The sequence below is a fragment of the Halogeometricum pallidum JCM 14848 genome (assembly GCF_000337095.1).
Classification (GTDB): domain Archaea; phylum Halobacteriota; class Halobacteria; order Halobacteriales; family Haloferacaceae; genus Halogeometricum; species Halogeometricum pallidum.
The window spans coordinates 134,663-147,886 of sequence record NZ_AOIV01000011.1 but is presented as its reverse complement, the minus strand read 5'-3'; the positions used below and the strand labels follow the sequence as shown (position 1 = coordinate 147,886).

Here is a 13,224-nt window from a genome sequence, read left to right as displayed (position 1 = left end):
CTCCGGGGTCCGGACGCGCCGGTCACGCCGTCTCCGCGTCGTCGCGCCAGATGACCGTGGCGACGAAGTCGTCGGCGTCGACGGTCTCGTACGCGTACCCCCGGTCATCCAGTTTCGGGTACAGATGCTTCGGCGCGCGGTCGTTCGTCTGCACGAGGACGACGTCGTCGTCCAACTCGGCCAGTCGTTCGAGCGTGTTACGAAGCGGCTGCGGCGGCGGCAGTTCCCGCGCGTCCAGTCGTTCCCGCGGTCGGTCGGTCGGTGCGGCCGTCTCTTCGACGAGTCTCGTCAACGCGTCCATACCGTCGAATCGGGCCTCGGGCCTACAGACGGTTGTCCCGAACACGTTCGGCGGTTCGCTTTCCCCGCCGGCGGCTCGAACGACGACCATGGCGACCGTCGTTCACGACCGACCGAGAGGACGCGAGGCGATTGCGCCGCGCGACGCGAACCGTGCGGGAGGGAACGAATGAATCCGCGCGCCGTCGACACCGACCGGCGACCGTTCGTCAGCCGCGTCGGCGACGTGTGCCCGTCCGGCTTCCTCCCGGGGACGGCCGGACCCGTCGGGGACCGAAGCGTCGTGGACCGCTACCCGGCCGACCTGTTCCGCTCGTTGCGGGACCGAGACGCCCTCCGCGGCAAGTGCGGCGCCTGCGAGTCCCGGAACCGCCGCGGGGGAAGCCGGTCGCGCGCGTTCGCGTACACCGGGGATCCGCTCGCGTCGGACCCGTTCTCCGAGTACGTCCCCGAGGGGTACGACGGTCCGCGTCCCGAGCAGTCGTTAGCCGCGCGGGACGCGTCCTCCGCCGACTGAGCCGATGACCGATACCGAACCATCCGCGCGTGAGTCCGCCGTTGACGCCGGTGAGAGAGACGCGGACGCCGACGAACCGAACGCGGAGGCGGCACGCCGTCTGATTCGCGCCCGCGGCGCGGCCGTCAGGCGACGCGAACTACGGACCGCGCTCTCCCGTCTCGAGGCACGCGGGGGACTCGCGTCCGAGCAACGGCGCGTCGTCGAGGAGATGGCGGCGGCCGTCGTCGACGGGGTGCTCGCCGCCCCCGAATCGACGCTCGCGGGCGGGGAGACCGATCCTGACGCGGTGCGGACGGCTCTCGCACTGTTCGAGTCCGAGCGATGACTCCGCGCATCGGTCAGAGAGCGGGCCGAACCTGTTCGGGGAAACCGCCGAGGCGGCGAGCGGGATACTGTCGAACGTGATGACACTGGACGACTTCCCGACGACGCGGCGCACGGTCCTCCGAGCGACGGCCGCGGCGGTCGCGGGGGGAGCGGCCGGATGTACCGGCGGCGCGCCCGAGGCGACCGACCGGCCCGAGGGCGGGTCGGACGAGACGAACGGCGGGGGCGACCCGAGCGAGAGCGGAACGACGGGGGCCGACGGACCGGCGTCCGATGCCGGTCCGTCGTCGAACGTGCGCGAGTGGATGGACGACGTGAGTAACTTCGGCGGCGTCGCCGACGCGACCGGGGCGGAGCGAGTGACGGTTGACGTCGGCGCCGAGGGCAACGGCGGCGCCTACGCGTTCGACCCGCCAGCGGTTCGCGTCTCCCCCGGGACGACCGTCGTCTGGAAGTGGACTGGAAGGGGCGGCAGTCACAACGTCGTCGCCGAAGGCGGCAGCTTCGAGAGCGACCTCTCGGCCGAGGAGGGCTACTCCTTCGAGCACGCGTTCGAGCGGAGCGGAGCGTTCGAGTACGTCTGCGAACCGCACGAGGCGATGGGGATGAAGGGCGTCGTCGTGGTCGAGTGATCCCGGGTCGTTTTCACCGCTTTATCGTCCTTCACTTGGGGTAGGTATCGAACTCGGTCAGTGGGCTACAACCTCCGACGCAGGTTCGATTCAGGCTTCGAGTACGGCGTTGAGGAGCTTCGACTGTGCGGCCGAGAGGTGTTCGGCGAACGTCGAGCAGTTGATTCCGAGCGCCTCGGACACGTCGGTCGCGTTCGCCCCCTTCGGGTGGGTGAAATAGCCCATCCGGTGGGCGGTGTCGAGCACCTCCCGCTGTCGGTCGGTGAGTTCCGCCCGGTCGACGAACACGGGGTCGGTGCCGTCGTCGATCCGCTTCGACCGGGTGAGTTGGCGGAGCGAGACGCCGTCGAACGACTCCTTGAGTTCGGTGACGATCCGCCGGACGGCGTCGATGTCGGGGGCGAAGAACGCGACGGTGAGTACGCCCCCGTCGGCTTGGAGGTGGTGGACCGGACAGCCCTCGCCCTCCACGAGGGTGCACGCGCAGTTCGACGCCGAGTCGGCATCCTCGCTGAACCGGTACACCGACCGGTCGTCGTAGCTGAATACCTCGTCTCCACGGCCGATATCGGCGCCCGCGCCGGCGGTGAACTCCACGGTCACGGCGTCCCCGTTCGGGGTCGCCGACCGCGTCACGGAGGTGATCGGTGAGAGGCCGCGCGACTCCTCGACGATACGACAGACCGACGCGTCACTGATTTCCACCTCGACTCGGATTCCGGAGCCCATCGTATGAATCAACGTGAGGGTGACGGGTACACCCTCCTCCGAGTATACCCGTCCTGGAACAGTCGTTAGTTTTTTGTCCGGTTCGACGCGCTCAAACGACGTACTCACAGAGTCAAACGTTGGGCACCCGACCGGACGACCTTCTCGTGTCCGCGAGTTGATCGCCGATTCGGCAGTTCGGGGAACGTGTTCGGAGACGAGATTCAATGAATCCGAGGATCAGCATTCGATATGGAGCTACACTACTGGTGGGTCGGAATGCCGGACATGTGGGTGCCTATCGGGAGCGTCTTCTCGACGCTGGAACTCATTCCACTGGTGTTTCTCCTCTACGAGGCACTGGGTCAGTACCGGACGATGAACGAGAGCGGGAGCTTCCCCTATCGGCTGCCGTTCATGTTCATCATCGCCAGCGGCGTCTGGAACTTCGTCGGCGCGGGCGTGCTCGGGTTCTTCATCAACCTCCCGCTCATCAACTACTACGAACACGGGACGTACCTCACGGTTGGTCACGCCCACGCGGCGATGTTCGGCGCGTTCGGATTCCTCGCGCTCGGGATGGTCACCTACATGTTACAGATATCCATCGAACCGAGCCGCTGGGACGGGTCCTGGCTCCGTGCAGCCTTCTGGTGTTGGAATATCGGGCTCGCGCTCATGGTGTTCGTTTCCGTCCTCCCGGTCGACTTTCTTCAGCTAGAAGCAGTGTTCACCGAGAGCTACGCCGTCGGCAGAAGCCTCGCCTTCTACAACCGACCGCTCGTTCAGACGCTCTTCTGGGTCCGCCTTCCCGGTGATACGCTGATCATCGTAGGGACGATAATCTACGCTTCGGACCTCGTACGCAAGCGGTTCGTGCTCCGACAGTCCGAGGAGGATCCGACCGTCGACGATATGGCTGTCGCGGAGGGGGTACTCAACGACGACTGATTTCGACCCGAGCCATCTCCGATACGTCGGTCCGGTGGAAGCGTCGTCGAGGGGGACGCGAGCGACCGAGTGTCGGGGGTAGTACGCTCGTCAGGCCGTGAATGCTCGTATACGGATTAGCGCCCTGTATCGATGAGTTCGTGTCTGAACACTGCGTTTCGTCAAACCCATTCGCCGAGCGGTTTCGCGTAGTGGCGACTCTCAACCGTACGAATCCACTTCGTCGGTTAATCGGCGAGTTCGCTCAGCCGACAACGCCACCGATTGCGTTCTGCTATCGAACGTGGACGCGGGTGACGTGGCCACCACAACCACATTGTCGGACGTACTCGACGTCGATGTCGTCGCCGTAAGCCGCGTCGAGATGTCCGAACAGGTACGTCTTCGGGTGGCCGTGGTCTCCGTGCGTGACGAGGTTGACGTGATTTCCTGGAACGGTTTTCTCGATAGCCGTCTCTGCTTGGAGGAGTACCAACTCTCGGTCGTCCGCGTGGACTGGTTTCTCCAGATTCGCCGACCAAGAGTTGTCGTGGCTGTGGTCAGTCACCGGTTCGACCGAGTCGCGAGAGTGAACGGTCATACCAGACAGTTCTCGGTCCCAACTCGTAGTCCGTGTGCCGAACATATTCGTCTCACTCCGACGTAGCAGCGAGATGGTCGAATCGGAGGGACTCTTGCGTGCGGTCGTTCCTCATTCGTGTTCGCGGTACTTCTGCACAGTATCTGACGACTCACCGACTTCTTTCTGAAGGCTGCCGTCGGTGAGAAGATGGAGGATGCGCCAGTGGTAACTGCCGGGGAGTGCATCGAATTGGTTCCCTGTACGCGTAGACCACCTGACTGAGCCGTGATCGCTCGCCTGTTTCCCATTCAGAGCGGTTACACCATCAAACTCGGGATATTTTCCCCGGTCTCTCGAGAATAGGATTACACTATAGACAAAGAGCGTTTATCACTCGTAGTTAGATCCAGATAGGGTAGATTTGAGAATAAATCGGACTACATATTTCCAACTTCCGAAACTGTGGAAACACCACCTCTTGAGATAGTTACGAAGGGCGAGAATTGTGTAAGAAGTGCGCTGTCGATGAGTCTGTGGAGTGATATCTGTGGACGATACGCGTGTTCTATGAGGTGGCTGTTAGTCGGAGGAGAAGATTGAGCAGTTGGTAGTTGTTCTTCCACAACAGACGATTTAACATCCCTAAGAGCCCGATACGGCTTCTGAAGTCAGTCTCTACTGTCCGAGAGCTTCGGCTTTCTTACCGCTGTAAACAGCACAGTAAGAGTTTCTGGGATGCTTACAGTGACTGCGTCTGGGATCGGGGTTGTCGAGCAGACGCTCGCTATCTGGTGTTTGACGTGATCCAGAACAACCACTTCTACCGCGACGTATTGGAGAGAAGACTCGCGAACTCGCAAAGCAGGACAAGAATCAGTGAGTCAATGATTCTTGGATTCAAGGATGCATATGGGTTGGCGTCGGGCAGTCGGAACTCACACGATGAAGCCCCCTGACACGCGGTAAGAATCGAAAAAGATCTGAAAATCCGCAAGATAGCCCAATCTGGAACTGTCTGGATGACCCGGTTTGGAGGAACGAGTAGGTCGTCGAGTTAGATTGGAGTGGCGCTCGCAAATCTGCTCGGACGGTCCTTTGCGGCGCTCTGGTTGGCCACGCGAGAACTTTGATCTCGTGAACGAAGGCGAGTCCGAAACGCGGTTGGCCAGTCGATGAACCCACTGAAATATCGCTTGAACCGAGACATCCACGCCGATCAATCGGAGAACTGCTCTGTTTCCCTGAGCGACAACCCGATAGCATGGCGACGAACGGCGAACGCCCCGACGGGCGTCCCCTAACACGGCGGAACAGTCCGTTCGTGCTGCCACATTCACGTAGCTGTGTCCAAACATTCTTTGAGTGGGTCTCCGACCAGCATCGATCACTAGCTGTTCGTCCTCATCAAGACAGTACCATCCGAATAATCGTCTAATCCATGTTATCTCTCTCGCATCTCTCCACAGGTCTCGTGTCCTGTTCCGGAACCCGTGACACTTATTGCCAAGCTCGTATATGAGTTAGATAATTTACTATTATTTCGGATGTTTAGAGTTACAGTTACAAGTGTAATTCTGTAATCCCTCCCGATTCCTCACACGATCCGCTCCCGTCATTCGAGGCACACTTATATCCGTCGCCGTCGAAGATGGAAGGCGTGATTGGGCGGATAGACTCTACGTCGGATCGGTGGTGGTAGGCAGTGGGCGCGTACACCGCAGTCGCCGACGCGAGCGAGACGCTCGTCGAACTCCTCCGGGGCCAGATGCGGGACTTGGTCGTCGAGAGTGACGTCGCTCTCACGTCACCCGGCGCGACCGGAACGGACGGGACACCACGACTCACGCTGTTTCTCTATCGGACCGAGGTCAACCCGTACCTCCGGAACCGCGACCACGCCGGGACGGCGGACAGTCGTCCGAAACCGGGTTCGCTCGCGCTGGATTTACACTACCTGTTGACGGCGCATCCGAGTGACGGCGGGAGCGACGAGACGGCGCGTTCGCTCGAACAGCAGCGGGTGCTCGGACGTGCGGTACAGGTATTGGCCGACAACAGCGTCGTTACGGGGTCGAACTTACGAGCGTCCCTCGCCGACGACCGAGAACTCCGCGTCGTGTTCGACTCACAGTCCACCAACGACGCGTTCGAGGTATGGAACACGTTCACCGACGTTCCGTTCCAGCCCTCCGTCGTGTGCGTCGTCGGTCCCGTCTTCGTCGAGTCCGAGACGGCACCCGAGGCACAGCGTGTCGTCAGCCAACAGGTCGACAAGCACCTCTTGGAGGGCCGCGATGCCGACGAATGAGCGCTTCGTCGAACGCCTGAACACGTCGACGGTGCAGCTATCGGTGGCCGTCCGTCTGACAGACTCCTACAGTGGGAACCCTCCGCTCGGCCGTGTCGACGTCGAACTCTCCGAAACGCGGGTTCAGCCCGTCTTCTCGGTCGGCGGCCACTATCTGTTCTTCGACCTGAACGAAAAACCCGAACAACGGACCGTCGTCATCTCGGGAGACGACCGTTATCTCCCCGCGTCCGAGACGGTCACGGTCGCGGCGCTGGACCCGCTTCACCCCGTCGTCGAAGTTCCTCTCACGCCGTCACCAGCGTACCCGTTCGACCCGTGGGTGACGCTCGTCCGCGGACGAGTGGTGACCGAGACTGGTGACCCCCTCGCCGACGCAGTCGTCACTCTCTCCGGCGTCGACTCGGCCGGCCGAGCGGACGACAGAGGTGAGTTCGTCGTCGCTCTCCCCGACCTCGGTCCGAACGATGTCGTCGAACACGACGGGCGTCGAATCGTCGCACCAGGCGGCGACCCACTCGTCGCGACGGCGACGCATCCAACCCTCGACGACGCGTCTGACCCGACCGAAGTAACCGTCGCGGAGGGGGGACAAGTCTCGCTCGAACTAGTAGTAAACAACATGATTGATAGATAAGGTTATATCGCTCACTCTCGTCTTGCTCGTATGAACGCCGACCCGTTCGGGAGCGTGTGCTAGATGCCCGAGTATCTGGCGCCGGGCGTGTACGTAGAGGAGGTACAGATCGGTTCCCGACCCATCGAAGGAGTGAGTACGAGCACAGCCGGCTTCTTGGGTGAGACGGAACGAGGGCCGACGGAGCCTCGACTCATCGACAGTTTCGCCGAGTTCGAGCGAACGTACGGGGGGTTCGACCTCTACCGGAAGGGCGGTGCGCTCCAGACGAAGTACTTCGCTTACGCCGTCGAGGGGTTCTTCCGGAACGGTGGGAAGCGCTGTTACGTCGCCCGCGTGACGCCGAAGAACGCGAAGATGGCGGCGTTCACGCTCCGCGCGGGCGGAGACCCCCCACCTGGAACGTTGAGCACCGTCGGAAGACTCGGACTCGGACTCGTCCCCGTCGGCGAGACGGCGGCGGAGACGCTCGCCGTGACGAACGTCGGCGGGACAGAACTCGTCCTCAGCACGGCGGACCTGTCAGTCACCGGCGGCACGAACACCGAGGACGCCGAGTTCGTTCCCACTGCCGAGTTCGAAGGCGAGACGACGTTGCCGCCGGGTGAGTCGACGGAACTCACGGTGACGTTCGAACCCGAGAGCGCGGGTGCGAAGAACGCGACGCTCGAAGTCGATGCGGGCGACGAACCGCTCTCGGTCCGACTCGAGGGTGCCGCCCGCGACGGCCTACTCGACGCGTCTCCGTGGCGAGTCGACTTCGGGTCGGTCGAGGCCGAGGAGACGGCGACGCAGACGGTCACGCTGCGAAACACCGGTGACGCCGCGGTCACCGTCGCCGAGGACGACGTCTCGGTCGCGGCGGGTCAGGACACGGAAGACGACGAGTTCGTGGTAACCACCGACTTCGGCGAGGGGGAGACGACGACGCTGGCACCGGGTGACGCCATGGACCTCTCGGCCCGGTTCACTCCGGGCGACGACGGTCCGAAACAGGCGACGATTACCGCGGCACTCGACGACGGACAGGTCGTCGTTCGCCTCGTCGGAAACCTCGCCCGCGACGACGAACCAGCCGAGACGGTACCCTCCGAAGAGGGCGCTCCGGTCGCCGAAGCGACGGCGGTCGGGCCCGGTCAGTGGGGGAACAACGTCGCCCTCGTCGTCGGCAACGTGACGGGCGTGCAGGCGGGCGGCGACGACGCCCCGTTCCGACTCACCGTCCGCTACTGGAGCGACGCCGACGCCGAGGTGGCGTTCGAACACGGTGCCGACCCCGAACACGACGCCGTCCCCGACCCGGCGGTCGAAGAGGTGTACGACAACCTCTCGACGAACGAGAACCACAGTAACTACTACGAGAAGGTGATAAACGGTTCGTCGAACCTCGTGACGCTACGCCGTCTCGGCGACGGTCGCCCGGCGACGGGCACGCCCGACGCTCCGGTCGTCGCCCGACTCGACGGCGGGTCCGCCGGACCAGCGCAGTTGTCGGACTACAAGGGTCGAGAGACGGCCGGCGAACGGACCGGTCTCGCCGCGTTCGAGGAAGTCGACGACATCTCTATCGTCAACGCGCCGGACGAAGTGACCGTCGCCAACCTGACGAACGAAGTCGTCGACCACTGCGAGAAAATGGGGGACCGATTCGCGGTCATCCAAGCGCCGGAACGCGCCGAACGACCGTCGAAACTCCGACCCCCGGTTGATTCGAAGAACGCGGCGTTCTACTACCCGTGGATTCGAGTGGCTGACCCGGCGACGAACGCGGAGACGCTGGTCCCGCCGGGTGGACACGTCGCCGGAATCTACGCCCGAACCGACACCGAACGCGGTGTCTACAAAGCGCCCGCGAACGAAGTCGTCCGCGGTACGCTCGGCCTCCAGAAGGCCGTCTCGAAGGCTGACCAAGACGTGCTCAATCCGAAGGGCGTCAACTGCATCCGGAGTTTCCCCGGACGCGGCATCCGCGTCTGGGGCGCGCGAACGTCGTCCAGCGACGCCGCCCACCGCTACGTCAACGTCCGACGACTCTTGCTCTACATCGAGGAGTCGCTGGACGAGGGCACCCAACACGTCGTCTTCGAGCCGAACGACGAAGCGTTGTGGGCGCGCGTCAGACAGAGCATCAGCGGCTTTCTCACGACGACGTGGCGCGATGGCGCACTCCAAGGAACGACGCCGGAAGAGGCGTTCTTCGTCAAGTGCGACCGGACGACGATGACACAGGACGACATCGACAACGGCCGTCTAAAAGTTCTCGTCGGCGTCGCGCCGGTGAAGCCCGCCGAGTTCGTCATCATCAGAATCGCGCAGTGGACGGGAGACGCCGGTAACTGATGTCCGCAAACTCTCGTCCCCGCCAGCGGCCGACACCGACCGACCGAGACGACGGACGCACAGCACACGACAGCGACCACCGAACACAGGAGTAATTACGCATGCCAGACAGACACGGACCGTACCGAAACTTCCGGTTCCTCCTCGAGATCGACGGAATCACGCAGGCCGGATTCAGCCAGGCGACCATCCCCGAGGTACAGACGGAACTGGTCGAGTACCGAAACGGCGACGACTCCGCGACGAACCGGAAACTCGCCGGGCGTACCGCCTACGGAAATCTCACGCTCCAAACGGGCGTCACCGACTCGATGGAGTTATTCGAATGGCGCAAGGGGGTGACGGACGGACAGGTCGACGACGCGCGGCGTAACATCGCCGTCGTCGTCCTCGACGAGGAGGGCAACGCCGGCCCGCGGTACGAGTTCACGAACGCGTGGCCGCGGCAGTACGACGCCCCTGACCTCAACGCGACCGAGAACAACGTCGCCATCGAATCGATTGAAATCGTCCACGAAGGTATGGAGCGAACCGCATGAGCGGGATGCTCCAGACCGAGTTCGAGTTCACGTTGCCGGGCGGATACGTCGACGACGATGGGACGCTCCACCGCGACGGCGTCATGCGACTCGCGACGGCGGCCGACGAGATTCTCCCGCTGAAGGACCCACGAGTCCGGTCGAACGAGTCGTATCTGACGATCATCCTCTTGTCGCGCGTCGTCACCAGACTCGGCGGTATCGACGACGTGACGCCGAACGTCGTCGAGAACCTCTTCGTCTCGGACCTCGACTACCTGCAGGAACTCTACGTCCGGATAAACACCCGCGGCGCGGACGTTGCCGACGCCGTCTGTCCGTCGTGCGGTGAGGAACACGAAGTCGAACTCCACGCCGGACCGGCGTCGGTAGACACGAACGAATCGGGCGCGCCGGACGACCCCTTCGACGACGAGGAGGTGAGCACCGCCTCGCCGTCGGGAAATCCGTAACCATGACGCGTTATCCGCTCGACCAGTTGTACGAGGAACTCTCGTTCGTCGCGTACCACTTCCACTGGTCGCACGACGACGTCCTCGACCTTCCCCACTGGGAGCGCCGTCGGTGGTGCGAGGAGATAAGCCGCATCAACGAGCGGATGAACGCCGACTCCGGCGTGGAGAGAGGGAGTTTGACGCCGACGCCGTTCGGGCCGTCGTCGGACAGTCTCACGGGAAAATCGCTCGACCTGGGTGATCTCTGATGGCGGACGACGAGCGGACGGACCCGTTCCTCGCCCATCGGTTCGTCGTCGAGATAGGCGGCGTCGTCGTCGGCGGGTTCTCCAGCGTCGGCGGTCTGTCGATGGAGATGCAACCCGAAGAGGTCGAGGAGGGCGGCCGAAACACCAACACGCACAAACTCCCGGCCCGCTTTGGACACCAGAACCTCGTGTTGAAACGCGGCCTAACCGACTACGTCGACTTCTGGGACTGGATCTGGGCCACGACGCACGGCGTCGTCAGACGGGAACGAGTCGACGTGTATCTGCAGGACGCACCCGGCAACCGCGTCTGGGGGTGGTCGTTCCTCGACGCCTACCCGGTGAAGTGGACCGGCCCCGAGTTCAACGCAGAGCAGTCGGCCGTCGCGTTCGAGACGCTCGAGTTCACCCACGCCGGTATCAAGAGAGTCGAGGGACTCCCCTCGACGTGACCACAGATGACTGACAGTCAGTCGGGTTCCAATCTCGCCGGTGCGGCCCCGTACACCGACAGCGTCGACCACCTCCGCGACGAACTCGGCCGACTCGACCTGCTTCTCCGGTATCACCTGGAAGCGTGGTGGGCGTCTCACGACGGTACGGTCGACGAGTTCAGGGGGCTGTACGTCTCCGACGAGACGGCCGATTCGCTGTTTCCGGCGGACGTGGCCGAACGGGGTCGCTCTAGTGGGGACGGTCACGATACCGCGGGAGACGCGGAACTCCTCGTCGCCGCCGCCGCGCGTGCAGACGCGATAGCGACGAGAGCGAGACTGACGGTCGAAGCGGGAACGGAACTCAGACTCCCGCGTCTCGCGGACCGGTTCGACCTCTCGCGGACCGACGTCGACGCGCTCTTGGTCGCACTCGCACCGGCGTTCGGCCAGAGGTACGAGACGCTGTACTCGTATCTCCACGACGACGTGACCGCGAAGCGACCCACCGTCGGCCTCGTCTGTACGCTCCTGTCGTCGGACGGTGAGGACCCGACGGCTGTCAGGCGACCGTTCGCGCACGGACGACCGCTCGTTCGCAACCGACTCCTTCGCCTCCACGACCGAGATGCCGCCTCGCTCCTCTCGCGTCCGGTGACCGTCGACGAACGAATCGTCGATTACCTCCTCGGCAGTGACGACGTTGACGCGGCTCTCGACGGTGTCGTCGAACGCTTCGACCCCGACGAGACGGGCGTCGATCACGCCGATCTCGTTCGGACACTCGGTCTCACCGATGACTCGCGGGACGCGATCGCTCGACTGCTCTCGGTGAGTCCGAATCGTCACAACCCCGACGGCGACGGCGCAACGACCGACCCTCGTCCGCCGATGGCCTACGTCTGGGGTCCCCGCGGGTCCGGCAGACACACGGTGGCGACGGCCGTCGCTCGCTCTCACGACCGGTCGCTCCTCGCCGTGGAAGCGGCGCGAGTGACGGGCGATGCTCCGGAGATCACTGCGGTACTCGACCGGGTCAGACGGGAAGCCGTCCTCCAAGACGCCGTGCTCTCGATTCGGGGCCTCGACTCGCTACCGGTCGACGGACGGGAACGACTCGTGACCGCCGTCGACGACTACGTCGGCCCGGTCGTTCTCTCGGGTGAGGCCGACTGGCAACCGCGGTCACCGCCGTCGAATCACGTCTTCGTCGCGCTCCCGCTCTCCGTTCCGAACGCCGAGACGCGCCGTCGACTCTGGCGGTCGGCCCTCGGTGAGACCGACGTCGACGAGACGGACGTCGACGCACTCGCATCGAAGTTCCGCCTTACTCCCGGTGGGATCCGCGACGCCGTCGAGACGGCTCGCCAGTCGACAGACGCCGCGAATCCGACCGTCTCGGCGCTGTATGACGCCTGCCGGCGACAAGCGGGCGGCTCGCTCTCGGACCTCGCGGAGTCGGTCCCGCAACCGTACGGCTGGGACGACATCGTCCTCCCGGACGAGCGGATGACGCAACTCCGCGAGGTGGCCGCGCACGTCGCGCACCGCGGAACCGTGTACGACGACTGGGGGTTCGCCGATCGATATGCGACGGGTAACGGTCTCGTGGCGCTCTTCAGTGGTCCGTCCGGGACCGGAAAGACGATGGCGGCGAGCATCGTCGCCCGTGAGGCGGGACTCGACCTCTACCGTATCGACCTCTCGTCGGTCGTCAGCAAGTACATCGGCGAGACGGAGAAGAACCTCGCCCGCGTCTTCGACGAGGCGGGCAAGGGCGACGCCGTGCTGCTGTTCGACGAGGCAGACGCGCTGTTCGGCAAGCGCTCAGAGGTCAAAGACGCACACGACCGGTACGCGAACGTCGAGGTGAACTACTTGCTTCAGCGCGTCGAAACCTACGATGGGGTGGTCATCCTCACGACCAACTTCAAGCGCAACATCGACGAGGCCTTTACTCGAAGAATCCACCTGAGCGTCGAGTTCCCGCGCCCGGACGAGGCGGCGCGCGCGGCGATTTGGAGCGGCGTGTTCCCCGAGGCGACGCCCGTCCACGAGTTGGACGTCGAGTTCCTGTCGAGGTTGGAGTTGACCGGCGGTAGCATCAAGAACGCGGCGCTGACGGCGGCGTTCGTCGCCGCGGAGGCGGGCGAAGACGTGCGGATGCCGCACGTCGTCAGAGCGGTTCGCCGAGAACTCCAGAAGTCGGGGACCCTGGTCGCCCCCGAGACGTTCGCCGACTACGAAGACGACCTCACGTGAG

General features: G+C 63.9%; 13 protein-coding genes and 3 pseudogenes. 12 read left to right on the top strand and 4 right to left on the bottom strand.

All coding sequences use genetic code 11. From position 1 onward, the window contains the following. Positions 1 to 22: 22 nt before the first annotated feature. Positions 23 to 391 (bottom strand): DUF2249 domain-containing protein, encoded by a 369-nt coding sequence (locus C474_RS06870; protein ID WP_008385236.1) that lies wholly within the window; start codon positions 389 to 391, stop codon positions 23 to 25. 114 nt (positions 392 to 505) lie between these two features. Here C474_RS06870 and C474_RS06865 point away from each other — a divergent pair. The 3 genes and pseudogenes from C474_RS06865 to C474_RS06855 all read left to right on the top strand — a co-directional run. Next, positions 506 to 817: pseudogene (locus tag C474_RS06865) on the top strand (radical SAM/SPASM domain-containing protein); the annotation flags it as partial. Between the two features lie 4 nt (positions 818 to 821). Then, positions 822 to 1,145, top strand: a complete 324-nt coding sequence (locus C474_RS06860; protein WP_008385232.1) for a glutamyl-tRNAGlu reductase — start codon at positions 822 to 824, stop codon at positions 1,143 to 1,145. Positions 1,146 to 1,224: 79 nt separating this feature from the next. Then, on the top strand, positions 1,225 to 1,779 hold the full coding sequence (locus tag C474_RS06855) for a halocyanin domain-containing protein (protein ID WP_008385230.1): 555 nt from the start codon (positions 1,225 to 1,227) through the stop codon (positions 1,777 to 1,779). Positions 1,780 to 1,869: 90 nt separating this feature from the next. On the opposite strand, the gene C474_RS06850 is transcribed toward C474_RS06855, so the two are convergent. Continuing rightward, positions 1,870 to 2,508 carry a helix-turn-helix domain-containing protein gene (locus C474_RS06850; protein ID WP_008385228.1) on the bottom strand — a complete coding sequence of 213 codons (639 nt, stop codon included), beginning with the start codon at positions 2,506 to 2,508 and terminating at the stop codon, positions 1,870 to 1,872. A gap of 240 nt (positions 2,509 to 2,748) precedes the next feature. Here C474_RS06850 and C474_RS06845 point away from each other — a divergent pair. Beyond that, positions 2,749 to 3,438, top strand: a pseudogene (locus C474_RS06845) (cbb3-type cytochrome c oxidase subunit I); the annotation flags it as partial. A 274-nt stretch (positions 3,439 to 3,712) separates the two neighbouring features. On the opposite strand, the gene C474_RS06840 reads toward C474_RS06845, so the two are convergent. Both C474_RS06840 and C474_RS23035 read right to left on the bottom strand, forming a co-directional pair. Further along, positions 3,713 to 4,018, bottom strand: coding sequence for a CGCGG family putative rSAM-modified RiPP protein (locus tag C474_RS06840; RefSeq protein ID WP_008385224.1), 306 nt, complete (start codon positions 4,016 to 4,018; stop codon positions 3,713 to 3,715). 1,124 nt (positions 4,019 to 5,142) lie between these two features. Continuing rightward, positions 5,143 to 5,333 (bottom strand): annotated as a pseudogene (locus tag C474_RS23035) (IS6 family transposase); the annotation flags it as partial. 369 nt (positions 5,334 to 5,702) lie between these two features. On the opposite strand from C474_RS23035, the gene C474_RS06835 reads away from it, so the two are divergent. The 8 genes from C474_RS06835 to C474_RS06800 all read left to right on the top strand — a co-directional run bounded on the left by C474_RS06835 (position 5,703) and on the right by C474_RS06800 (position 13,223). After that, positions 5,703 to 6,308 carry a DUF4255 domain-containing protein gene (locus C474_RS06835; protein ID WP_008385223.1) on the top strand — a complete coding sequence of 202 codons (606 nt, stop codon included), beginning with the start codon at positions 5,703 to 5,705 and terminating at the stop codon, positions 6,306 to 6,308. Further along, the gene (locus tag C474_RS06830) at positions 6,295 to 6,945 is read left to right on the top strand and encodes a peptidase associated/transthyretin-like domain-containing protein (protein WP_008385221.1); all 651 of its coding nucleotides are present in this window, start codon (positions 6,295 to 6,297) and stop codon (positions 6,943 to 6,945) included. Before C474_RS06835 ends, C474_RS06830 begins: the two co-directional genes overlap by 14 nt. 63 nt (positions 6,946 to 7,008) lie before the next feature. Further along, on the top strand, positions 7,009 to 9,285 hold the full coding sequence (locus C474_RS06825) for a choice-of-anchor D domain-containing protein (RefSeq protein ID WP_008385220.1): 2,277 nt from the start codon (positions 7,009 to 7,011) through the stop codon (positions 9,283 to 9,285). 101 nt (positions 9,286 to 9,386) lie between these two features. Continuing rightward, entirely contained in the window at positions 9,387 to 9,824 is a 438-nt protein-coding gene (locus C474_RS06820) for a phage tail protein (protein WP_008385218.1), read from the top strand. Beyond that, positions 9,821 to 10,276 carry a hypothetical protein gene (locus C474_RS06815; protein ID WP_008385216.1) on the top strand — a complete coding sequence of 152 codons (456 nt, stop codon included), beginning with the start codon at positions 9,821 to 9,823 and terminating at the stop codon, positions 10,274 to 10,276. The genes C474_RS06820 and C474_RS06815 overlap by 4 nt, the downstream gene beginning before the upstream one ends. Positions 10,277 to 10,278: 2 nt before the next feature. Further along, entirely contained in the window at positions 10,279 to 10,527 is a 249-nt protein-coding gene (locus C474_RS06810) for a DUF6760 family protein (protein ID WP_008385214.1), read from the top strand. Beyond that, positions 10,527 to 10,979 (top strand): phage tail protein, encoded by a 453-nt coding sequence (locus C474_RS06805; protein ID WP_008385212.1) that lies wholly within the window; start codon positions 10,527 to 10,529, stop codon positions 10,977 to 10,979. Before C474_RS06810 ends, C474_RS06805 begins: the two co-directional genes overlap by 1 nt. Before the next feature lie 6 nt (positions 10,980 to 10,985). Beyond that, positions 10,986 to 13,223 carry an AAA family ATPase gene (locus C474_RS06800; RefSeq protein ID WP_008385210.1) on the top strand — a complete coding sequence of 746 codons (2,238 nt, stop codon included), beginning with the start codon at positions 10,986 to 10,988 and terminating at the stop codon, positions 13,221 to 13,223. Position 13,224 lies beyond the last annotated feature (1 nt).